We start from the raw sequence: 23047 nt of genomic DNA, 5'->3' as shown, positions 1-23047 counted from the left end.
GAGCGCCCGTGCCCGGTTTCGCCACCACGAGCAAGGTTTCCGAAACCGCCCGCCGCAGCGGGCGGCTGACGGCTGGCGAGCGCGTCGTTCCGGAGGAGACGCCCGTCGCCTTCTCCTATGCCGGCTCAACCCATGCCGTGATGATGGCGACGCCCGCCGACCTTGAGGATTTCGCCGTCGGCTTCAGTCTGACGGAAGGCATCATCGCCGATCCGGCCGAGATCGAAACCGTCGAGGCGGTGGCGGAAGACAGGGGCATCGACCTTCAGATCCGCCTTGCGGATGCGCAAAACGACGCCCTGACTGCCCGCCGCCGCCACATGGCCGGCCCGGTCGGCTGTGGCCTCTGCGGCATCGAATCCATCGAGCAGGCCGTGCGCGTGACGCCCTCCGTTAGTTCTTCTTCGCTTACCTTGAGCGAAGAGGACGTGGTCGAGGCGGTCCGCCTGCTGAACGGCCAGCAGCCGCTGCACATGATGACGCGCGCCGTGCACGGCGCCGGCTTCTATGTGCCCGGCAAGGGCCTTGTCGCCGTGCGCGAGGATGTCGGCCGGCACAATGCGCTCGACAAGCTCGTCGGGGCCGCGAGGCGCGCGGGCCATGCGGGAGATGCGGGCGCGGTGGTCGTGACGAGCCGTGTCTCGGTGGAGATGGTGCAGAAGACGGCGGTCATCGGCAGCCCCTTCATCATCGCCATTTCCGCGCCGACTGCGCTCGCCATCCGCACGGCGCAAGAGGCGGGCATGACGCTGATCGCGCTGGTGCGCGGCGACGAATTCGAGATTTTCACCGGTGCGGAGCGCGTCGTCGCCGACGCCACGCGCTGGGTGGGCAACGGTTAGAGCATTGTTTTAACGCAATTCCGGACGCAAGGCCGCTTCGCGCTTTTGCTGGAATTGTTCTTGGAGGCAGGCATGTCGGACGACAACAAGATCATCAGGATGGCAAACCAGATCGCCACCTTCTTCCATTCCCAGCCTGCGGATGAACGGCCGGGCGGCGTCGCCACCCACATCAACAAGTTCTGGGAACCGCGCATGCGCCGCCAGCTTTTCGACCTCGTCGACAATCACGGCGGCGAGGGTCTCGACGGCCTCGTCCTCGAAGCCGTGCCGCTGATTCATCGGCCCGTGCCCCAGATGGATGCGCCGACCGGCCTTGCCTGATCGTCAACGGCCGGCATCGCTGCCGGCCGTTCTATAGTCGCTCAGAACTCTTCCCAACTCTCCGCCACCGCCGCCGAACCACGCGGCGACCGCATGCTGCGCGCCGCGACATGAAGCTGCGCGACATGGGCGGGCGCCGCCGCCTGCTGGACGGGCTGCGCGCTGCCGGCAAGGCGGAACCGCCGGATGAGAGCATGCAGCGCATCGGCCTCGCGGGCCATCGCGTGGCTCGCCGCCGTGCTTTCCTCCACCATCGCCGCATTCTGCTGCGTCGCCTGGTCCATCGCGTTGACCGACTGGTTGATCTCGCGAAGGCCGGTCGACTGCTCGCGCGAGGCTTCCACGATGGCCGCGACGTTGGTGTGGACCTCCTGCACCTGGGCAAGAATCTCCTGCAAGGCCCGCCCGGTCTCGTCGACGAGGGCGACGCCGCTCTTCACCTGCTCGCCGGAGGTGGTGATCAGCGCCTTGATGTCCTTGGCCGCGCTTGCCGAACGTTGCGCGAGTTCGCGCACCTCCTGCGCCACGACGGCGAAGCCCTTGCCGGCCTCGCCCGCCCGCGCCGCCTCGACCCCGGCATTGAGGGCGAGCAGATTGGTCTGGAAGGCGATATCGTCGATGACGCCGATGATGTTGGAGATCTCGCGCGACGACTGCTCGATCTGCCCCATCGCGTCGATCGCCTTCTTCACCACCGCGCCGGACTTTTCCGCCCCCACCTTCGTTTTGGAGACGAGCGTGCCGGCCTCGTCCGCCCGCCGGCTCGAATCGGCGACCGTCGTGGTGATCTCGTCGAGGGCGGCGGCCGTCTCCTCGACGGAAGCCGCCTGCTGCTCGGTGCGCTTGGCAAGATCATCCGCCGCAGAGCGGATCTCCTGCGCGCCGGAGGCGATCGCATTGGCATTGGCCTCGACCGTCCGCATCGCTTCGTGCAGACCGGTGACGGCCTCGTTGAAGTCCTTGCGGACCGTTTCCATCGAAGGCACGAAGGATGTAGCAAGGTTCTGCGTGAGGTCGCCCTCGGCCAGCGCCTTCAGCGCCGCGCCGAGCGTGTTGATCGCCGACATGCGCTCCGTCACGTCGGTCGCGAATTTCACGACCTTGTAGACGCGGCCGTTGAGGTCCCGGATCGGGTTATAAGCGGCCTGGATCCAGATTTCCTTGCCGCCCTTGCCGTAGCGGACGAATTCGTTGGAAATGAACCGGCCGTCCGCGAGTTTTTTCCAGAATTCCGCATAGGCCGGCGTCTGCACATAGGCAGGATCGCAGAACATGCGGTGATGCTTGCCGCGGATTTCGGAAAGGTCATAGCCGAGCGCCGCGCAGAAATTCTCGTTGGCATGCAGGATCTCGCCGGTCGGCGTGAACTCGATCACCGCCTGGGAGCGCGAGATCGCATCGAGCTTGCTGGCATCCTCCGACGCCTGCTTCTTCGCCTCGGTGATGTCGCTGGCGAACTTCACCACCTTGTAGGGCTTGCCGCCGCGCAGGACCGGATTGTACGTCGCCTGGATCCAGATCTCGCCGCCATCCTTGCGCAGGCGCTTGTAGCTGTTGGAATCGTATTCCCCGCGGCCGAGCCGCGCCCAGAACTGCCGGTAGTCCTCGCTTGCCGTATAGGCGGCGTCGCAGAAGATGCGGTGATGCTTGCCGACGATTTCCTTCAGCTCGTAGCCGAGCGCTCGGCAGAAGTTTTCGTTGGCCTCCAGAATGGTGCCGTCGAGGTCAAAATGGATCACGGCCTGCGAACGCGACAGCGCGTCGATGATGCGGGCCGCATCCGAAGACTTTGCAAATGAAAGCATGGCCTGTCCCTTTGTGCGACGGCCACGGGCTCTCGGATGGCGACGTGGCGGTCGTCAATTGTTGTCATATGACATGGCCGCCACGGCGAACCATGATTAGAATTTATGAATTCAATCATCGCGGGAAGGGCCCTGCCCGCGCCAAAATGCGCACCTGCAATCAAAGATGGAATTATAGGCTTAAAAATTGATGAAACGCAGACGGTGAAATCTAGGTATGGTTGCATATGAGCCGATTTGCAGATCACCGGATAGCGATAAACTCACGTAAGGGAAGGATATGCGCGGTCGATCCATCTCAATACAAACGCAAAAGTTGCACTCGATTGAAGGCAACAAAAAACCGCCCTGCGTGCACAGGACGGTTGCATGTTTGAACGGTATCGCTTCGCTTAGGCGGCCATGTCTTCCATGTCGCGCTCCTTGAACATGCGCGCAAGGTTCAGGAAGCAGATCATGCCGTTCTCATGGGCGATGATGCCTTCCGCATAGGCCTTGTCGAAGGACGTCGTCACTTCCGGCACCGGCTGGACCTGCTCGCTGCGGATCGTCAGGATGTCCGACACGCGGTCGACCACGAGGCCGACGACCATGTTGTGGACTTCGGCGACCACGATGGCGCTGCGTTCGTTGGCTTCCGTGCTCTTCATGCCGAGCTTGTGCGCCAGATCGATGATCGGGATCACAGTGCCGCGCAGGTTCATCACGCCGATGACGTCCGGCGGAGAATGCGGGATCGGCGTGGACGGCGCCCAGCCGCGGATTTCGCGGATCGTGGTCGTCTTCACGCAGAATTCCTGATCGTGCAGGCGGAATGCGATGATTTCGAGCGTGTCGCCGGCAAAGCCGGCCGTGTTGATGGAGGTCATCGAGCGGTCTTCCCAGTTGGTCTGCGTATCCCGGCGATCCTATGCACGCTCTGGTTAAAATCTTTCAAACGCTTTGCGGATTGCTGCCCGCGACATCAATATTCCTTCTCGTAGAAGATACCTGCGCCCGCGCTGCCGGCGCTGCCGGCCTCGCCGCGCAGCTTCAGCCCGCGCCCGACATCGAGGTTGATCACGGCCTTCGCCCCGTTCGTCTCGGGATCCTGCTTCAGCTCGATATAGGTGCGCTCGTTGAGATACTTGCCGGCCGACACCGCCGCCCGGCCCTCGGCATCCGTCGTGATGTCGAGGTCGTCGACGCCGAGTTTGCTGCGCAGGCTGTCGAGCAGGCCGGTGGAGCTGCCGCCGGCAAGCTGGCTGGCCGCCGAGGCAAGCTGCGCGATCTGTACCGCCGAGAGGTTCGACATGGAGCGGTTGAAGATGAGCTGCGCCAGGATTTCATCCTGCGGCAGCGAGGGCGAGGAGGCGAAGGTCACCGTCGGATTGCTGGCAAGACCCGCCACGGTCACGGTGATTTCCGTGGTGCCGGCCGTGCTGGAGGCGACGAGATCAACCGTCGGCACCAGTCCACCCGCAAAGCCGATACGGGCGCTGGTGAAATCGAGGCGGCGCGTCAGGATTTCCATGCGCCCGCGCTCCAGCTCGAAGCCGCCCGAGACGACCGGCGACGCGGACGTGCCGGTGATCTTGAGATTGCCGCCCATCTCGGCATTGATGCCGCGACCGCGCACGAAGAGCTGGCCCGGCGATTCGATGGTGAGGTCGAGCGCGATGCCGCGTGAGGCGCCGCTGGAGCCCTGCTGGCGCTGGACGTCCGCGGTCATGCGCTTGACGTCCGCCGGCGCGTTGCGGTGCTTGATGTCGATTTCCGAGAGCGATGCCGGCAGCTTCTGCGGAATGGTGATGTTCGCCTTGTTGATGCGCACCTTGCCGGCGAGCGCCAGGTCCGCGAGCGGCCCCTTCAGCGTCAGGTCGCCGGCAACGTTCCCGGTCACCAGCGTGCCGTCGACATAGACGATGTCGCCGAGCTTGATCGCCACGTCGACGGGAAAGCCGCTCGCAGGATCGATCCCGACCGTGCCGCTCGCCGAAAGCTGCCCGCCGCTCGCCAGCTTGCCGGAAACGGTCTCGATCACCGCCTGGCGCCCGTTCATGTTGACGCGGATCGTGAGGTTCTCGACGGCAAGGTTGCGGCGCACGTCGACGAGGCGCGCGCCGCTCGCCGTGATACTGCCGGTGACGGAGGGCGCCGCCGCCGTGCCGCCGATGGCAAGGTCGACATTGGCATTGCCCGTCAGCACGAAGCCCTGCGCCGAAAGCTGGCCCTGCAGGGCGCTGAACGGCACCGTGCCGTTGAATTTCAGCCCGAGCGGCGTCGCTCCGCCGATGCCGACCGTGCCGCCGCCGCGGAAGGAAAGCCCGCCGCCGCCGGAAAGCACCGTGTCGAGGCGCACCTGGTTGTTGGCGAATTCGCCCTTGGCATTGATGTCGAGCGCGCCGATCCCTGCACCGCGCGTCTGGCTCGTCACCGCGCCCTTCCAGTCGAGCGCATAGTTGACGACGGGGGCCGCCGCCTTGCCCTTCACCGTCACCGTGCCGCCGATCGCGCCGTCCGCATCGAGCCCGGCGGCGAAATTGTTGACGAGCGCGGCCGGCAGGGCATTGAGCCGCAGCGACAGGTCGAGCGTCTCGCCCGCCTTGCCGGAAACGGCAACGGAACCGCTGCCCGCCTGGATGGTGAGCCCGTCGAGCGTCGCAACGCCGTTGGTCACGCCGATCGTCGTCGGCTTGGCGAGCTTGACGGCAATGCGGCGCGGCGCGGCCTCGAAGGCCTGCAGGGCGACGTCGAGCCCGCCCTCCCGCTGCAGCACCTTGCCTTTGGTGAGGAGCGGCGCGCCGTCGAGACGGCCGGTCAGGTCGAAATTCGTCGCCTGTCCCTCACGGGTGAAGGCAAGCTTCAGCGCCTCCAGCTTGTTCTCGCCCGAGGCGACCTGCTCGGCGCGCACCGTGCCGGTGATCGCCGCCGTCGCAAGGTCGGTGATGGAAAGGTCGACGGCGGGCTTTGTAATGCTCACGGCATCGCGGCGGATCGAGGCGCCGGACGCCTGCACGGTGGCAGAAGTCTTGCCGTTGCCCGTCGCGATCTCGACCTGCCCGGACAGATCGCCCGCCGCCTGCTGGCCGGCCATGGCGGCAAGCAGGCCGAGATCGGGGAAATCGAAGCGGATCGTGCCGTCGGGCATGAAGTTCGGCGCCAGCGCCAGCGAGCTCTTCAGCGTGTTCGGGCCGATCTCGGCCTCCAGAACCGGCACGGAGATGCGCCCGCCCTCCGACGTGATGCTGGAGCGCACATTGATCGCCTGCCCGTCGAGCGCGCCAGTCGCCGTCAGCTCGCCGGAGGGGCTGTCGGCGACCGCCTTGCCCTTCAGCGTCACCACGAGGTCGCTGAGCGTTCGGCCGGAAAGCGTCGCCCCGCTGGAGGTGATCTTCGCGGAAACGTCGGGCCCGGAAAGCGGTCCATTCGCGGAAAGCTCGAACGCCGCCTCGCCCGCCGCATCCGCCAGCAGCTTGCCGAGGTTCAGCACCTTGCCGGTGAGCGCGGCCTCCACATTGCCCTTTGCGAGCGAGACATCGCCCGCCGTCTCCAGCGTGCCGGACTTCACCGTCAGGCCGGAAACCTGGAGCCCGCCGTCGCCGGCGAGCTGAACCCGGCCCTCCATAGCGATCGTCGTGTCGAACTTGCCGGCAAGGGCCGGCGGCAGCACGGCCGGCAGGGCGAAGAGACGGAAATTGACGTCCGCCTCGCGGCTTTCCAGCCCGTAGCGGCCGGAAAGCGTGCCGCCGATGCTGGCGCTTTCAAGCGTCGCCGGATCGAAAGCGATCTCGCCGGGCGAGACATTCAGCGTCGCGGTGAGTTTCGCCGGGCCCTTCACCATTCGGTCGACATCGGGATTGGCGAAGACCATGGTGCCGGTTTCGAGCGTCACGTCGATGCGGCCGGACTGGTTGGCCACATCGAAGGCATCGCTCCGGGCGGCAAGGCGGATATCCTGGATGCGCCCGGCCGGCAGCTCGGCGGCGGCGATGGTCGCATTGGCCTCGAGCCTTGCCGCACTCGCCTCGCCGGTCAGCGAAAGGTCAGCGTCGTGGATGACCACCTGGGCGTCGCCATCGGCGAGCGGCCAGCGGAAATCGATGGGGCCGTCCTTGCCGGAAAGCTTGACGTCGAGGTCGTTGCTGCCCTTGGCGCTCAGCGTGCCAGAGGCGGCAAGTGTCATCGCACCGGTCGAGATCGCGCCCTTCTCGATGCGCAGCATATCCGAACCGTCGAAGGCGGCGACCACGTCGATGCCGGTCTCGCCGGCAAAGAGCGGGCGGAGCTGCGGCGGCATCAGCGCGTCGAACGTGCCGCCGCCATTGAGCGCGATGGTGTGCAGGCCGCCCTGCGCCAGGTCATGGCGGCCGTCGACCCGCAGCATTTCCGTGCCGTCGAGCGCAGCGGAAAGCCGTCCCTTCCATTGCGAGAGCGGGCCGTCCCCCGTCAGGCGGATCGCCACGGCCGGCTCGTCCGGCAGCTTGAGCAGCCTCGCCAGGATTCCGCCCTTCGGCTCGGCGACGTCGGCCTCGAGCCGCAATTCGTTGGCGGCCGGATTGAAGACGATATCGGCCGCGACGCGCGCATCGGGCCGCGCCTTTTCGGAGGCCGAAAGCTTGATCGCCACGCTGTCCGCCGTCGCATCGCCCCGTCCCGACACGACGATGCGCTGGTCACGGCCGGCAACGGTTCCCGAGACGAAGAGTTCGGGAATGGCGAGCGAACCCACATGCACCTCGACCGGCAGGCTGAACGGCTTGCTTTCCGTCGGTTCCGCATCGGCCTTGGCCTCTGGCAGGCGGAGCAGCGAGATCGAGGAAGCGGACACCCGCGACGCATCGAAGCTGAAGAACAGGAGCCGCAGCGGCGACCAGTCGACGGCAAGGTCCCGGATTTCCGCATAGGTCCCTTTCTCGTCGCCGAGCGTGATCGCGCCGGCGCGCAGCTTGCCCGTCAGAAGGCCCGAGGGCTCGCTGATCGAGATGACCTGCCCGTTCGCAGCCGCGATCTTCTCCGCATAGGAAACCGCCAGGCGCGCGCCGGTGTCCGAAAACCCGACGAAGCCCAGCAGCGCGACGGCCAGCACGACGAGGACGGCAAGGCCGTAGCCGACACAGCGGAGCGTTGCGCGGAGAATTCGGGAAAGCCTGTTCATGCTTCATCCATTTCGCGTGCGGGGAGCGCGGAATCGCTCCTCAACGTCTAGAATCCCAATCGCGCATGCGATCAAGAGCCTAGATGAAAATTGGGGCGACAGTCAGAAGGACTGGCCGATGCCGGCATAGACCCCGAAGGAGGTTCCGCCGGGATATTTCTTCAGCGGCACCGCGACATCGAGGCGGAGCGGCCCGAACGGCGTCGCATAGCGCAGGCCGAGGCCGGCGCCGGCCCGGATATCCTTGAAATCCGGGATCTCGTCGGTCGAGACCGTGCCCGCGTCGATGAAGGGCACAAGGCCGATCGTCTCGGTGATCCCGATGCGGACTTCCGCCGACGCCGCCATGTAGGAACGCCCGCCGAGGAGCTGGTTCGCCCCGTTGCGCGGCGAGATCTCCTGATAGCCGTAGCCGCGCACCGTGCCGCCGCCGCCGAGATAGAAGCGGCGCGTCGCCGGAATGTCGGAGAGCTGGTCGCCGCCGATGATCGTGCCGCCTGCAAGCTTGCCCGCGAGCACGAAGCGATCCTCCGCGCCGAGTGCCTTGTAACCGGTGATCGCGCCTTCGAAGCTGGAGAAGAACGTGCCGCGTTGCGTTTCGTAGCTCGGCTTCGCGTTGATCAGGAAGCGGTAGCCTTCCGTCGGGTTCAGCTTGTCGTCGCGGGTGTCGCGCACATATTCGATCGGGATGCTCGCCGTCAGGTACTTGTTCTTGCCGAACGCGTCCTCGACATCGGCCCAGCTCAGCTCGGCGCCTGCGCTCACCGTATCCTTGTCGGAAAGCTCGACGCTGACGCCCGCGGCCGCCGTGGTGGTGAAGGCCTTGTAGGCGTCGGGATCGACGATCGAGGCCTTGAGGCTGGCATTGAACGTCGAGGCCGGGCCGAAGGCGCCGGGCTTGGAGAAAAGGATGGCGGTCGAATAGTCGAGATCGCCGATATCCGATTCGCCGATCCGGTTGACCGACCCTTCGATGCGCAGCGATTCGGCCTGGCCGAAAAGGTTGCGATGCCCCCAATATCCCTGCAGGCCGATGCCGTCCGTGTTCGAATATTGCGCGCCGACGCCGAAATAGCGGTGCTTGCCTTCGGAGACCTCGATGGTCATCGGCAGTGAACCGTCGGGCGCGAGCTTGGAGGCCTCGCGGATCGTCACGCTAGAAAAGACGCCGAGCGCGCGCAGCCGCTCCGACGCCTTGGTCAGCGCTTCCGGCGAATAGGGCTGGCCGGCATTGATACGCGAATAGCGCTGCACGAAACCGGGATCGACAGTCTTGGTGCCGTTGACGCCGACCGCGCCGACGGGTGCGACCGGCCCGCCCTCGGCGGCGATCACCACGTCGACGGTCTGCGTCTTGTGGTCGGCGGTGGCGTTGCGCTCGGTCAGCTTGGCCAGCGGCCGGCCTTCCGCCTTGAGATCGACGACGACCTTCTCGCCAGCCTTGAGGATGATGGTGGAATCGGCCCGCGCACCCGGCACCAGCCCGTAATCGGCCGGATTGCGTCCCTCGGCATCGCCCGAAAAGGCCACCTCGCCGAAGGTGAAGACCGGGCCGGGCTCGACGCTGATCGTCACCGGGATCGCGCCCCGGTGGTTGAATTCCGGATTGGGCGGCAGGGAATCGAGGTCCTGCCCGTTGACCGTCACGTTCACCACGCCGCCATAGCGGCCGTTCTCGTAGAGCGCGGCAAGGATGCGGTCGCGGTCGTCGCGCGCCTTGATGACGAGGCCCAGGTCGCCGGAGACCGGCGTCCCCTCGTCCTGCTTCAGATAAGCGGCATTCTCGACGGCCTTCTTGAGGTCGCCGTCCTCTGTGCCCGGATCGAGCGTCAGCGAATAATTGACCGGATCGATGACCTCGGCGGTGTCCTTCTCCTTTTCGAAGAATTTCATGCCGAAGAGTTCGAAGGCAAGGGCCGGATTTGCGGCCAGCGGACCACAGGCGAGCGCTGCGGCGACCGCGAGGGCGGTGCCAGCCTTCAGAAACGCAAAACTCTTTTCCGGCCGGTTCACTTTATCCCGCATCCGCAGCTATCCGTCGCCTTTCTCCTTCAAGGTGCGGTGCGCGAACGGCTTCCGACACGGACTTCAGGCGCTCCGATCCATCCGGAGCTCTCAGGCAGGAAAAGACCCTAACGTGTTAGGTTTTCCGTAATGTTAACGGCGGTTTTACACGCAGGCGCGCCAGATTTGAAGCGCAGCAGGCGATTTTATGCCGGCGGCAGGCAAGCAAAAGCCCCGGAGAACCTCCGGGGCTTCGCATAGGTTGCAGTCGTTGGCGATCAATAATAGTCGCGCGGGCAACGGTCGATATAGCGACGACCGTGGCGGTCGCGGTAGTAGCACTGACCGGGCTGATCGGAAACGCTGCCGATCACGGCGCCGGAAACGCCACCGATGGCGGCACCGACAGCCGCACCACGGACGTTACCGGTGACGGCACCGCCGATGATCGCGCCGGAGACGGCGCCGATACCTGCACCCTTTTCCGTCTGCGTGCAGCTGGCAACGGCCATGCCGACCAGAACGAGCGCAATGATTTTCTTCATGAACCTTCTCCAAAGTTGAACGGCGGCCCGGTTTTCCGGGTCCACCCTGCCCCCTTCTACTCAGCAACATACCGGGGCCGTCGACGACGGTCAGGTCTGTCCGACACTGAAAATATCGCCGGAAACAGGGAAGTCCATGGTTGGAAAGTATTTTTTTACGGCGCGAATAAACAGCGTTTCCGTTTCGTTTTAACGCCCTCGGCATGCGGCGCTCACGAGAAATTTCACCCGCCGTTGAAAGTACCGGTTGATCGCCGGGTCAAAACGTCAAATGATATGATTGCCGGGGCGCACAGGGGATGGAGGATTTCCCGTCGCGCCCGCAGTGCCGGAACAGATGCATGCGAAGACAATGCTGGCGTCATTAGATCCCGGGCCCGCGTCGTGAGGACGCCCGCTGCATGTCACGTCGGATCGAACGGCCCAGCGGTGCATGAACCGCCAGGGAGGAACGAATGGCGAAAGTGGCAATGACCGTCAATGGCAGGAAGGTGAGCAAGGAGTGCGAGGACCGCACCCTCCTTGTGCATTTCCTGCGCGACCAGCTCAGTCTTACCGGAACCCATGTCGGCTGCGATACGTCCCAGTGCGGCGCCTGCGTCGTGCATATGGACGGCAAGGCCGTGAAGAGCTGTTCCATCCTCGCGGCCCAGGCCGCCGGCTCCGAAATCCTCACCATTGAGGGCCTTGCGGCCAATGGCGAACTGCATCCCGTGCAGGCCGCCTTCAAGGCCAATCACGGCCTGCAATGCGGCTTCTGCACGCCCGGTATGGTGATGACGGCGGTCGACATGATCAACCGCCATGGCGGAAAGCTCGACGAGCAGACGGTTCGCGAGAACCTTGAAGGCAATATCTGTCGATGCACCGGTTACCACAATATCGTGAAAGCCATCCTCGCCGCCGCGGAGGAAATGAGCGCGGCAGGCCGGCAGGCTGCGGAATAGGCGTCAGGCAACAGGCAGCAGCCGATTGGCGGCCAGTTGCGCGACGGTGAAATCCCGAACGCCTGTTGGCCGGCGCCTGCTGCCTCACTTCTCTGGAGGAGATGAAGATGGGTGTCGAAGGCATCGGCGCGCGCGTCGCGCGAAAGGAAGACAAGCGGTTCCTCATGGGCCAGGGGCGCTACACGGACGACATGTCCGTGCCGGGCATGCGCTACGCCGCATTCGTGCGCTCGCCGCATGCGCATGCGAGAATCAAGGGCATCGACACGTCGGCGGCGGAGGACATGCCCGGCGTCATCGCCGTGCTCAACGGCAGGCAGATGCTCGACGACGGCATCGGCAACCTGATCTGCGGCTGGATGATCCATTCCAAGGACGGCTCGCCGATGAAGATGGGCGCCTGGCGGCCCCTTGCCCATGACACGGTGCGCTATGTCGGCGATGCCGTCGCCGTGGTCGTCGCCGACAGCGTCAGCGAGGCGCGCGACGCGGCCGAAGCCGTCGTCGTCGACTACGAGGTCCTGCCCGCCGTCACCGATGCCGTGAAGGCGCTGGAGGCCGGCCAGCCGCAGCTCCACCCGGAAGCCCCCGGCAACCTCATCTACGACTGGGAGATCGGCGACAGCGCCGCGACGGACGCGGCCATCGCCGCGGCCGCCCATGTCACGGAGATGAGGATCGTCAACAACCGCCTCGCGCCGAACCCGATGGAGCCGCGCGCCGCGCTCGGCATCTACGATTCGGCCGAGGATCACTACACCTGCTACACGACGAGCCAGAACCCCCATGTCGCGCGCCTCGTCATGAGCGCCTTCTACAATGTCGCGCCGGAAAACAAGCTGCGCGTCATCGCGCCCGATGTCGGCGGCGGCTTCGGCTCGAAGATCTATATCTATCCGGAAGAAATCGTCTGTCTCTGGGCCTCCAAGCGGTCCGGCGTTCCGGTGAAATGGACGAGCGACCGTACCGAAGCCTTCCTCACCGACGCCCATGGCCGCGACCATGTCTCGACGGTCAAGATGGCCTTCGACGCGAACAACCGCGTCACGGCGCTGAAGGTCGACACCATCGCCAATTTCGGCGCCTATATGTCGCTCTTCTCCTCCGCCGTGCCGACCTATCTCTATGCGACGTTGCTCTCCGGCCAGTACAATTTCCCGGCCATCCACGCCAATGTGCGGGCGGTCTACACCAACACCGTCGCCGTCGACGCCTATCGCGGCGCCGGGCGGCCGGAAGCGACCTACCTGCTGGAACGCACGATGGAGACGGCGGCGCGCGAACTCGGCGTTTCGCCGGCCGAGCTTCGCCGCATCAACTTCATCCGCTCCTTCCCGCACCAGACGCCCGTCATCATGAACTATGACGCCGGCGACTACGAGGCCTCACTGGAGGCCGCCATGGCCGCGGCCGACTGGAACGGCTTCCCGGCCCGCAAGGCCGAGGCCGCCAGCCGCGGCATGAAGCGCGGCATCGGCATGAGCTGCTATATCGAGGCCTGCGGCATCGCGCCGTCCGCCGCGGTCGGCTCGCTCGGCGCGGGCGTCGGCCTCTGGGAATCGGCGGAGGTGCGCGTCAATGCCGTCGGCACGATCGAGGTGTTGACCGGCTCGCACAGCCACGGCCAGGGCCATGAGACGACCTTCGCCCAGCTCGTCGCCGACCGCTTCGGCGTGCCGATCGACAGCGTCTCCATCGTGCATGGCGACACGGACAAGGTGCAGATGGGCATGGGCACCTATGGTTCCCGCTCCGGCGCGGTCGGCATGTCCGCCGTCGTCAAGGCGCTCGACAAGGTGGAGGCGAAGGCCAAGAAGATCGCCGCACACCTGATGGAAGCCGACGAGAGCGACATCGTCGTCGAGAACGGCGCATTGAAGGTCGCCGGCACCGACAAGTCGGTACCCTGGTTCCAGATGGCGCTCGCAGCCTACACCGCGCACAACCTGCCCTCCGGCATGGAGCCGGGCCTGAAGGAAGGCGCCTTCTACGATCCGGCCAACTTCACCTTCCCGGCCGGCTGCTACATCTGCGAGGTCGAGATCGACCCGGAGACGGGCAAGACGAAGATCGTCCAGTTCGTCGCTGCCGACGACTTCGGCAACATCATCAACCCGATGATCGTCGAGGGCCAGGTGCACGGCGGCATCGCGCAGGGCATCGGACAGGCGCTGCTTGAGGGCGTGCACTACGACCCGGAAACCGGCCAGCTCCTGACGGCGAGCTACATGGACTACACCATGCCGCGCGCCGACGACCTGCCCTCCTTCCAGGTCTCGCACCAGGTCACGCCCTGCCCGAACAATCCGCTCGGCATCAAGGGCTGCGGCGAGGCGGGCGCCATCGGCTCCCCGCCGGCGCTGATGAACGCCATCACCGACGCCATCGACAACAACGACCTCACCATGCCCGCAACGCCCCAGAAGGTCTGGGCGGCGCTGGCGGCAAGCAACTGACGGGAGGACGCCATGTACGCAACCAACTACTATCGCGCCTCCTCCGTCGCCGACGCGGCCAAGCTGCAATCGTCCTCCGACGAAGCGAAATACGTCTCCGGCGGCATGACGCTGATCCCGACCATGAAGCAGCGGCTCGCCGCGCCTTCGGACCTCGTGGACCTTCGCCACGTCACGGAACTCAAGGGCATCTCGGTGAATGGCAACCGGGTGCGCATCGGCGCTGGCACGACGCATTACGAGGTCTCGACCTCGGCCGAGCTGAAGGCCGTCTGTCCGGCGATCTGCCATCTCGCCTCCCATATCGGCGACCCGCATGTCCGCCATATGGGCACCATCGGCGGCTCCATCGCCAATAACGACCCGGCGGCGGATTACCCCTCCGCCATGCTGGCGCTGGGGGCGATCATCGTCACCGACAGGCGTGAGATTCCCGCCGACGCCTTCTTCACCGGCCTCTTCGAGACGGCGTTGGAAGAGGGCGAGATCATCGTGGCGGTGAGCTTCGATGCTCCGGCAAAGGCCGCCTATTCAAAATTCCCCAACCCGGCCTCGCGCTATGCCATGGCCGGCGTCTTCGTGGCGAAGGGGGATGGCGGCGTCCGGGTGGCCGTGACGGGGGCCGGCTCCAACGGCGTCTTCCGCCATGCCGGGCTGGAGGCGGCGCTTGCCGCCGACTGGTCGGCGGATGCGGCGGCCGGCGTTTCCGTGGATGCGGCCGACCTCCTGTCGGATATCCACGGCAATGCCGAATATCGCGCGAACCTCGTGAGGGTCATGGCCAAGCGCGCCGTCGCCGCCGCCGGATAGCGTTGCAAAAGCTGAAACTGTTCGATGAAAAGGACGGTTGAGGCCGTCCTTTTTTCATGCAGACTTGACATGCATCAACATGGAATGGCCTTTGGGAGCCTAGGATACATTGGAATGGTTCAAAGGTGGCGCCGATTTGCCGCAGCGCTTTGCATTGCGGCAAAGCCGGGCCGGGTGTAGCCGATGAACGACAGCCAATGACGATGATGCCCGGGATTTCGCCGGACTGGAGACTCTGGATGGACTTCGAGACTTTCTTCAAGAACGAGCTGGACGGCCTGCATCAGGAAGGCCGCTATCGCGTCTTTGCCGACCTCGCGCGCCACAAGGGCAGCTTCCCCAGGGCGACGCGCCACACGGCGGAAGGCCCGAAGGACGTCACGGTCTGGTGTTCCAACGACTATCTCGGCATGGGCCAGCACCCGAAGGTCGTCGAGGCGATGAAGCTCGCCATCGACCAGTGTGGCGCCGGTGCCGGCGGCACCCGCAACATCTCCGGCACCAACCATTATCATGTGCTCCTCGAAGAGGAACTTGCCGACCTGCACGGCAAGGAATCGGCCCTGCTCTTCACTTCGGGCTACGTCTCGAACTGGGCCGCGCTCGGCACGCTCTGTTCGAAGATCCCCGGCATCATCTGTTTCTCCGATGCCGGGAACCACGCTTCGATGATCGAGGGCATCCGCCACTCGAAATGCGAGCGCGTCATCTGGAAGCACAATGATCTCAAGGACCTCGAAGCCAAGCTTGCTGCCGCCGACCCGAAGGCGCCGAAGCTGATCGCCTTCGAATCGGTCTATTCGATGGACGGCGACATCGCCCCCATCAAGGAAATCTGCGACCTCGCCGACAAGTACGGCGCGATGACCTATCTCGATGAAGTGCACGCCGTCGGCATGTACGGCCCGCGCGGCGGCGGCATCGCCGAGCGCGAGGGCCTGATGCACCGCCTGACGGTCATCGAGGGCACGCTCGGCAAGGCCTTCGGCGTCATGGGCGGCTATATCGCCGGTTCCGCCGCGCTCTGCGACTTCGTCCGCTCCTTCGCATCGGGCTTCATCTTCACGACCGCCCTGCCGCCGACGCTCGCCGCCGGCGCCCTCGCCTCGATCCGCCACCTCAAGGAAAGCCAGGTGGAACGCATCGCCCACCAGGCGCGCGTGCGCAAGCTGCGCGCGGCGCTCGACCGCAACGGCATTCCGCACATGCCGAATCCGAGCCATATCGTGCCGGTGATGGTGGGCGACGCCTCCAAGTGCAAGTGGATCTCGGACCTGCTGCTCGACAATTTCGGCGTCTACGTCCAGCCGATCAACTACCCGACCGTGCCGAAGAAGACCGAGCGCCTGCGCATCACGCCGACGCCGCTGCACACCGATGCCGATATCGAGCATCTTGTCGGCGCGCTGCATGCGCTGTGGTCGCGCTGTGCGCTGGCCCGCGCCGTCGCCTGATACGAAGAGACGAAGCGGTTACCCAACAAGCCCGGCGGCCACCCGCCGGGCTTCTTCGTCTCCGGCAAAGACATCGTCCATCGATGCTGCCGGCGGCAGGTGGCTGAGCCTGTCCATGACGGTCTCCGCGACGTCGGCCATCGACAGGAAGCCGATGCGCCCCGCGACGAAGGCATGGAACGCCACCTCCTCGGCGGCATTCATCACCGCACCCTGCAGGCCGCCGCGCGTAAGCGCCGTGCGGGCAAGCCGGAGCGCCGGGAAGCGCGCCTCGTCCGGCGCCTCGAAATCGAGCCGCGCGAGCTTGGCGAAATCCAGCCGGTCGACATTGAGCGGCGAGCGCTCGGGATAGGTCAGCGCATAGCCGATGGCCGTGCGCATGTCCGGCGCGCCGAGCTGCGCCAGCACCGAGCCGTCGACATAGCCGACCATGGAATGGATGATCGACTGCGGATGCACCACCACCTCGATCTGGTCCGGCCTGACGTCGAAGAGATGCTTCGCCTCGATCATCTCCAGGGCCTTGTTGAACATGGAAGCGCTGCCGATGGAGATCTTGAGGCCCATCGACCAGTTGGGATGCGCCCGCGCGATATCGGCCGTCACGCCCGCCATCTGCTCGCGGCTCCAGGTGCGGAAGGGACCGCCGGATGCCGTCAGCACGATGCGCTCGACGGCGTGGCGCTGGTCATCCTCCAGCGCCTGGAAGATCGCGCTGTGCTCGCTGTCGACGGGAATGAGCCGCCCGCCGCCTTCCGCCACCGCCTTGACGAAGAGGTCACCGGCCGAGACGAGGCATTCCTTGTTGGCAAGCGCGATATCCGCGCCTTTCCTGGCCGCCGCCAGCGTCGGAGCAAGGCCGGCCGTGCCGACGATCGCCGCCATCACCCAGTCGGCATCCGCGGAAGCCGCCTCCAGCAGCGCCTCACGCCCGGCCGCCGCCTCGATACCACTGCCCGAAAGCGCATCCTTGAGCGCGCCGTAGCGGCTCTCGTCCGCCGTCACCGCCAGCCGCGCGCCGCAGTCCTTCGCCTGCGCGGCGAGAAGGTCGACATTGCCGTTGCCGGTCAGCGCCAGCACCTCGTAGCGCTCGCGCCCGCCGAGCTGGCGCACCACGTCGAGCGTGCTGGTGCCGATGGAGCCTGTCGAGCCGAGAATGGTGATGCGGCGCTTCGGCCGCGCATCGGGAGCCATGGTGATTTCCGCGTTTTTCTTGTTATCGAGCAAAAGGCTCTACAGGCGAAAGACGCCTGCAACAAGTCATGGAAATGCTGTAAAGCGAAGGCACGGCCCCTGTTCTGGAACCCGCGGCTTGACCTTTTCACCCGGACGGCCATAACGTCCCGGCGAAGCGGCATTCCGCGCTGACGCGATTGGAGAAATTCGTGCACCGACGCCTGAGAGTATGGACCCTCGCCTGCCTTGCCTTTCTGGCGGCAGCTCCGGCCTATGCCGACGAGCCGGTCCCGGGCGGTCTCGGCGGCACCTGGCTGGCCGAGGATATCGGCGGCAACGGTGTCATCGACAACCTGCAGACGACGCTCGAGATCAAGCCGGACGGCTCCTATGGCGGCAATGGCGGCTGCAACACCTATCGCGGCAAGCTGAAGGTGCAGAACGGCAACATCGCCTTCGCCCCCGCCGCCGCCACGCGCAAGATGTGCGCCCCGGCCATCATGGACCAGGAGCAGAAGTTCTTCGACGCACTCGGCACCGTCATCTCCTGGAAGCTCGAAAACGGCATCCTGCACCTGACGGGCAAGGAAGGCGCCCCGGCGATCCGTCTTGCCGGCCTCAAGAACAACACCGACATCGTCATCCGCCTGCCGGGACCGGAACAGAGCGTGGTGCGCGAAACGCTGAACTACCAGTGCGACGCCGATCAGCGCATCAGCGTCGAATACATCAATGTCGGCGCCAATTCGCTGGCCGTCGTGCGCATCGGCGAAGAGACGGTCATCGCCGCCAATGTCATGGCCGCCTCCGGCGCGAAATATGCCGGCGGCCATTACGAATGGTGGACCAAGGGCGACGAGGCGACGCTCTACGACCTCACCCGCGGCGAGAACGCGCCGGGCGTCACCTGCCGCAAGTCCGGCTGAGGAGCACCCGGGGGGAGAGAAGCGCATGCCCACATTCCGCGTCGGCCAGAAGGTGGTCTGCATCAACGACCGCTTCAAGAACGTCTCGATCGACCAGGGCATCCGCAAGGGCCAGATCTATACGGTCCGCTGGGCGGGCCACTATCGCCACTATGTCGACGGCGATTTCTACGGCATCAAGCTGATGGAGCTCTATCGCGGCAACGACGACGGCCCGGAAGGCTACGGCGCCGTCGACATGCCCTTCCGCGCCAGCCGCTTCCGCCCGCTGGTCTCGGACCGCATCCGCAACATGCTCGGCATGAAGGCCCCGCAGCCGAAGGTCGTCGCAAAGCCCTCCATCGTCCCCGCCGTGCGCGCGAAGCCCCGCGTCGTCACGCCCGAGCGCGAGACGGAAGACGTCTGACAATCCTCTTCGGAAAAAATGGTGATCCCGCCGCGATTCGAACGCGGGACCCCCAGATTAGGAATCTGGTGCTCTATCCTGCTGAGCTACGGGACCACTGACTGCACCCATACAAAAGCCGCGGGCCTAAGCCAAGCGATTTTCGGTGCCCTTGTGCCGAGTTCCCTGCGGAACAGCCCGCCGGGCGGGATCGTGAAACATTCGGGTCATCGGATGGAGATGGCTCCATCCCCTGAACCCAGAGGAGAATGTCCCATGCGCAAGTTCATCCTGTCCGCTGCCGTAGCAACCCTCGCAGCGCTTTCCTTCGCCGCCCCCTCGCAGGCCGGCGGCCTTTCCGTCGGTTTCGGCTTCGGTCATGGCCATGGCCACGGCTGGGGACACGGCCACGGGCATGGCTGGGGCAATGGCGGCTATGTCACCGTCTATGACGACTATGGCTACGACTGCTACTGGAAGAAGGTGAAGCACTACAACAAGTGGGGCAACCTGGTCGTCAAGAAGGTCAAGATCTGCGGCTGAGCGCCGGCAACGATCCCCACAAGGTACCCGGCTGCCGCTTCGGCAGCCGGGCCTTCGCGTCAGGCGGCAAGCCGGCTTTCGGTGAGCTTGACCCAGTAGGTCACGCCATGCGGGATGGCGTCGTCGTTGAAGTCGTAGGCGGGGTGGTGCAGGCCGGCGGTATCGCCGTTGCCGACGAAGATGAAGGCGCCCGGCCGGGCGAGCAGCATGTAGGAAAAGTCCTCCCCGCCCATCATCGGGTCGAGAGAGGCGTGGACCGCCGCCTCGCCGGCGATGCCGCGCGCTACGTCGACCGCGTGGCCGGTCTCTTCCGGATGGTTGACGGTGACGGGATAGTTGCGGTGATAGGCGACGGTGATCTCCGCGCCGTGGGCGGCGGCAAGGCCGGCGCAGATCTGCCGGATGCGGGCCTCCGCCTCCTCACGCATCTCCGGGCTCAGCGTGCGCACCGTGCCGGCAAGCTGCGCTTCCTCGGGAATGACATTGTGGGCAAAGCCCGCATTGAACTTGGTGACGGAAACGACGAGCGAGGCGATCGGATCGGCGACGCGCGAGACGATGGTCTGCAGCGCCGTCACCACCTGCGCACCGATGACGATGGGATCGACCGTCTTGTGCGGCAGCGCCGCATGGCCGCCGCGGCCCTTCACCTTGATGTTGAACTCGTCCGTCGCCGCCATGATCGCGCCGGGCCGCGTGCCGAAGGCGCCGACCGGCAGGCCGGGCAGGTTGTGCATGCCATAGACCTCGGCAATGCCGAAGCGCTCCATCATGCCGTCCTTGACCATCTCGTTGCCGCCGCCGCCGCCCTCTTCGGCCGGCTGGAAGATGACCGCGACATTGCCGGTGAAATTCCGCGTCTCGGCAAGGTACTTCGCCGCGCCGAGCAGCATGGCCGTATGGCCGTCATGGCCGCAGGCATGCATCTTGCCCTTGACGGTGGAGGACCAGGGCTTGCCGCTCGTCTCGTCGATCGGCAGCGCGTCCATGTCGGCGCGAAGGCCGATGGTGCGTCCCTCGCCCTTCCCGCGGATGATGCCGACGACGCCGGTGCGGCCGATACCCGTCACCACCTCGTCAACGCCGAATTCGCGCAGCTTTTCCGCGACGAAGGCAGCGGTCTTCTCCACGGCGAAGAGCAATTCCGGCTCTCGGTGCAGGTGCCTGCGCCACCCGGCGATTTCATCCTGCAATTCTGCGGCGCGGTTCAGAACGGGCATGCAACACTTCCTGTGATTTCGGCCTGAAAGTCGGCCACCGGTGTTCGACGGCTTTGCCATCTCGATGCCATATAGGTTAAATAGGGCGACGGTTCGAGACAACTCCCGATTTCGAGGACAGGCCTTTGCAGATGAACGGACGAACGACGCGCCGGAGCGCATGGTTTCTGGGCTCCGCCCTGTTGCTCACCACGTCCCTTGCGGCAGGCAGCGCCGTGGCCAATCCCCGCATGCTGGTTGACGTCAACACGCTGAAGGTCATCGAGCACGAGGATGCGTTCCAGCGCTGGTATCCGGCCTCGCTGACCAAGCTGATGACGGCCTATACGGTCTTCCGCGCCATCAAGGCCGGCGAGAAGACGCTTGAAAGCCCCGTCGTCATGAGCAAGAACGCGGCTTCCGAACCGCCGAGCAAGATGTATTTCAAGCCCGGCCAGAAGATGACGCTCGACAGCGCGATGAAGATCATCCTCGTCAAGTCGGCCAACGACGTCGCCGTCGCCCTTGCCGAATCGGTCGGCGGCTCGGAACAGGGCTTCGTCGACCGCATGAACGCTGAAGCCGCCCGCATCGGCATGAGCTCGTCACATTTCATCAATCCGCACGGCCTGCCCGGCAAGGGCCAGTACACGACCGCGCGCGACCTTGCCGTCCTCGCCGTGACGCTGAAGCGCGAGTTCCCGCAATACGCCCATTATTTCGCGCTCGAGGGCTTCACCACCGGCAAGAAGCAATATCCGAACTACAACATGCTGATCGGCCGCTTCGACGGCGCCGACGGCATGAAGACCGGCTTCATCTGCGCGGCGGGCTTCAACCAGGTCTCCTCGGCGACCCGCAACGGCCGCAGCGTCGTCTCCGTGGTGCTCGGCTCCGACAGCCTCGGCGCCCGCGCCGACATCTCCGCCGGCATGCTGCAGAAAGGCCTGACGACGCGCACCGGCAACGTGCCGACGCTCGGCCAGCTCCGCCCCTATGGCGAGACGCGCGACATCGTCGCCGACATCTCCGCCGATATCTGCTCCAAGCACGCCGCCAAGATACGCAGCGAGGGCCGCGACGAGGCCGGCCGCCAGAAGCTGACCTCCCCCTATATCCATGAGGTAAGCCGACCCCTCAAGCTCGTCTATGCCGGGCTGATGGCCGGCGAGGAAGAAAAGCCGGTGGCCGGCGAACAGGTTGCCGCCGGCGACATCGGCGATATGGTCAACGTGCCGATCCCGATCCCGCGGCCGACTTTCTGACAGGACGGATGACCATGACCCTTGCCGAGCGGCGCGTGCCGGTTTCCGTGTTGACCGGCTTTCTCGGGGCCGGCAAGACGACCCTGCTCAATCGCCTCCTGAAGGACCCGACGCTCACCGACACGGCCGTCATCATCAACGAGTTCGGTGAGGTCGGCATCGACCACCTGCTCGTCGAGCAGTCGGGCGACGGCATCATCGAGCTTTCGGACGGGTGCCTCTGCTGCACGATCCGCGGCGAGCTCGTCGATACGCTCGCCGACCTGATGGACCGCATGCAGACCGGCAAAATCCAGCCGCTGAAGCGCATCGTGATCGAGACGACCGGCCTTGCCGATCCCGCTCCCGTGCTCCAGGCCGTCATGGGCAACCCCATCCTCTCCCAGTCCTTCAGCCTCGACGGCGTGATCACCGTGGTCGATGCCGTCAACGGCCTCTCGACGCTCGCCAACCATCCCGAGGCGGTCAAGCAGGTCGCCGTCGCCGACCGCGTACTGATCAGCAAGACCTCGCTTGCCGACGCCGAAACGCTCGCCGCCATCAGGCGGGAGGTCGCCGCGCTCAACCCGCGCGCCGCGGTCGCCGATGTCGACACGCCCGGCCTCACGGGCCCGGACCTTCTTGCCAACGGCCTCTACGATCCCGGCAGCAAGATCCCGGACGTTCGCCGCTGGCTGCACGAGGAGGCGCACGGCCACCATCACCACCATGAGCATGATCACGGGCATCACCATCACGACCATGACCATGGGCATGACCACCACCAGCACGCCCATGACGTGACGCGGCACGATGCGACGATCCGCTCTTTCAGCATCGTTCACGACCGTCCCATCGACCCGATGGCGCTGGAAATGTTCATCGATCTGCTGCGCTCGGCCCATGGCGAAAAGCTGCTGCGCATGAAGGGCATCGTGCTGATGAGCAACAGCCCGGAGCGCCCGCTGGTGCTGCAGGGCGTCCAGAGCGTCTTCCATCCGCCGGAGCGGCTCGCCGCCTGGCCGGACCCGCACGACCGCCGCACGCGGCTGGTGCTGATCACCAGGGATTTGCCGGAAGCCTTCGTGCGCGACCTGTTCGACGCCTTCACCGGCACGCCGAAGATCGACCGCCCGGACCGCGCGGCGCTTGCCGACAACCCGCTCGCCATACCCGGCCTGAAATTCTAGAGCATTTCCAGCAAAAGTGCCTCGCGGTTTTGCGTTCGGAAATGCGCAAAACCAGAATGC

At 65.5% G+C, this 23047-nt stretch carries 18 protein-coding genes and 1 tRNA gene; 11 read left to right on the top strand and 8 right to left on the bottom strand.

Annotation, left to right across the window (positions count from 1 at the left end):
• The first annotated feature begins 8 nt into the window (after positions 1–8).
• Both fdhD and DSD28_RS24740 read left to right on the top strand, forming a co-directional pair.
• On the top strand, positions 9–842 hold the full coding sequence (fdhD, locus tag DSD28_RS24745) for a formate dehydrogenase accessory sulfurtransferase FdhD (protein ID WP_162911548.1): 834 nt from the start codon (positions 9–11) through the stop codon (positions 840–842).
• A gap of 72 nt (positions 843–914) precedes the next feature.
• The gene (locus DSD28_RS24740) at positions 915–1166 is read left to right on the top strand and encodes a formate dehydrogenase subunit delta (protein ID WP_119259094.1); all 252 of its coding nucleotides are present in this window, start codon (positions 915–917) and stop codon (positions 1164–1166) included.
• 41 nt (positions 1167–1207) lie between these two features.
• Here DSD28_RS24740 and DSD28_RS24735 read toward each other — a convergent pair whose 3' ends face one another.
• From DSD28_RS24735 to DSD28_RS24715, 5 genes are all read right to left on the bottom strand, one after another.
• Positions 1208–2971: a methyl-accepting chemotaxis protein gene (locus DSD28_RS24735; protein ID WP_119259093.1), complete on the bottom strand. Its 1764-nt coding sequence runs from the start codon at positions 2969–2971 to the stop codon at positions 1208–1210.
• Between the two features lie 392 nt (positions 2972–3363).
• The gene (locus DSD28_RS24730; RefSeq protein ID WP_119259092.1) at positions 3364–3840 is read right to left on the bottom strand and encodes a chemotaxis protein CheW; all 477 of its coding nucleotides are present in this window, start codon (positions 3838–3840) and stop codon (positions 3364–3366) included.
• 95 nt (positions 3841–3935) lie between these two features.
• The gene (locus DSD28_RS24725) at positions 3936–8108 is read right to left on the bottom strand and encodes a translocation/assembly module TamB domain-containing protein (protein WP_119259091.1); all 4173 of its coding nucleotides are present in this window, start codon (positions 8106–8108) and stop codon (positions 3936–3938) included.
• A 102-nt stretch (positions 8109–8210) separates the two neighbouring features.
• The gene (locus DSD28_RS24720) at positions 8211–10133 is read right to left on the bottom strand and encodes an autotransporter assembly complex protein TamA (RefSeq protein ID WP_119259090.1); all 1923 of its coding nucleotides are present in this window, start codon (positions 10131–10133) and stop codon (positions 8211–8213) included.
• A gap of 257 nt (positions 10134–10390) precedes the next feature.
• Positions 10391–10657, bottom strand: coding sequence for a YMGG-like glycine zipper-containing protein (locus DSD28_RS24715; RefSeq protein ID WP_119259089.1), 267 nt, complete (start codon positions 10655–10657; stop codon positions 10391–10393).
• Between the two features lie 455 nt (positions 10658–11112).
• Here DSD28_RS24715 and DSD28_RS24710 point away from each other — a divergent pair, with 455 nt between their 5' ends.
• The 4 genes from DSD28_RS24710 (at position 11113) to hemA (ending at position 16324) form a co-directional block, all read left to right on the top strand.
• Positions 11113–11604 (top strand): (2Fe-2S)-binding protein, encoded by a 492-nt coding sequence (locus DSD28_RS24710; protein ID WP_119259088.1) that lies wholly within the window; start codon positions 11113–11115, stop codon positions 11602–11604.
• A 107-nt stretch (positions 11605–11711) separates the two neighbouring features.
• Positions 11712–14060, top strand: coding sequence for a xanthine dehydrogenase family protein molybdopterin-binding subunit (locus DSD28_RS24705; RefSeq protein WP_119259123.1), 2349 nt, complete (start codon positions 11712–11714; stop codon positions 14058–14060).
• A gap of 12 nt (positions 14061–14072) precedes the next feature.
• Positions 14073–14870 carry an FAD binding domain-containing protein gene (locus tag DSD28_RS24700; protein WP_119259087.1) on the top strand — a complete coding sequence of 266 codons (798 nt, stop codon included), beginning with the start codon at positions 14073–14075 and terminating at the stop codon, positions 14868–14870.
• A 239-nt stretch (positions 14871–15109) separates the two neighbouring features.
• Positions 15110–16324, top strand: a complete 1215-nt coding sequence (gene hemA, locus DSD28_RS24695) for a 5-aminolevulinate synthase (RefSeq protein ID WP_119259086.1) — start codon at positions 15110–15112, stop codon at positions 16322–16324.
• Between the two features lie 18 nt (positions 16325–16342).
• Here the strand turns inward: hemA and dxr are convergent, their stop codons facing one another.
• Positions 16343–17518 (bottom strand): 1-deoxy-D-xylulose-5-phosphate reductoisomerase, encoded by a 1176-nt coding sequence (dxr, locus tag DSD28_RS24690; protein ID WP_119259085.1) that lies wholly within the window; start codon positions 17516–17518, stop codon positions 16343–16345.
• A 191-nt stretch (positions 17519–17709) separates the two neighbouring features.
• Here dxr and DSD28_RS26335 point away from each other — a divergent pair, with 191 nt between their 5' ends.
• Entirely contained in the window at positions 17710–18426 is a 717-nt protein-coding gene (locus DSD28_RS26335) for an META domain-containing protein (RefSeq protein WP_162911547.1), read from the top strand.
• Between the two features lie 25 nt (positions 18427–18451).
• On the top strand, positions 18452–18832 hold the full coding sequence (locus DSD28_RS24680) for a CAP-Gly domain protein (RefSeq protein ID WP_119259083.1): 381 nt from the start codon (positions 18452–18454) through the stop codon (positions 18830–18832).
• Between the two features lie 19 nt (positions 18833–18851).
• Here the strand turns inward: DSD28_RS24680 and DSD28_RS24675 are convergent.
• Positions 18852–18928, bottom strand: a tRNA-Arg gene (locus DSD28_RS24675).
• A 159-nt stretch (positions 18929–19087) separates the two neighbouring features.
• Here DSD28_RS24675 and DSD28_RS24670 point away from each other — a divergent pair.
• Entirely contained in the window at positions 19088–19354 is a 267-nt protein-coding gene (locus tag DSD28_RS24670) for a hypothetical protein (RefSeq protein ID WP_119259082.1), read from the top strand.
• A 59-nt stretch (positions 19355–19413) separates the two neighbouring features.
• Here DSD28_RS24670 and DSD28_RS24665 read toward each other — a convergent pair whose 3' ends face one another.
• The gene (locus DSD28_RS24665; RefSeq protein WP_119259081.1) at positions 19414–20574 is read right to left on the bottom strand and encodes a M20 aminoacylase family protein; all 1161 of its coding nucleotides are present in this window, start codon (positions 20572–20574) and stop codon (positions 19414–19416) included.
• A 131-nt stretch (positions 20575–20705) separates the two neighbouring features.
• Between DSD28_RS24665 and DSD28_RS24660 the strand changes: the two genes are divergently transcribed.
• Together DSD28_RS24660 and DSD28_RS24655 are read left to right on the top strand one after the other, a co-directional pair.
• Complete coding sequence (locus DSD28_RS24660) at positions 20706–21818, top strand: D-alanyl-D-alanine carboxypeptidase family protein (RefSeq protein ID WP_119259080.1); 1113 nt, start codon at positions 20706–20708, stop codon at positions 21816–21818.
• 14 nt (positions 21819–21832) lie between these two features.
• Positions 21833–22987, top strand: coding sequence for a CobW family GTP-binding protein (locus tag DSD28_RS24655; RefSeq protein ID WP_119259122.1), 1155 nt, complete (start codon positions 21833–21835; stop codon positions 22985–22987).
• Positions 22988–23047 lie beyond the last annotated feature (60 nt).

The sequence above is a fragment of the Shinella zoogloeoides genome, from assembly GCF_003574625.1.
Classification (GTDB): Bacteria; Pseudomonadota; Alphaproteobacteria; order Rhizobiales; family Rhizobiaceae; genus Shinella; species Shinella zoogloeoides_A.
Note: the sequence above shows the minus strand (reverse complement) of the source record. Positions and strands in the feature narration are given on the sequence as shown.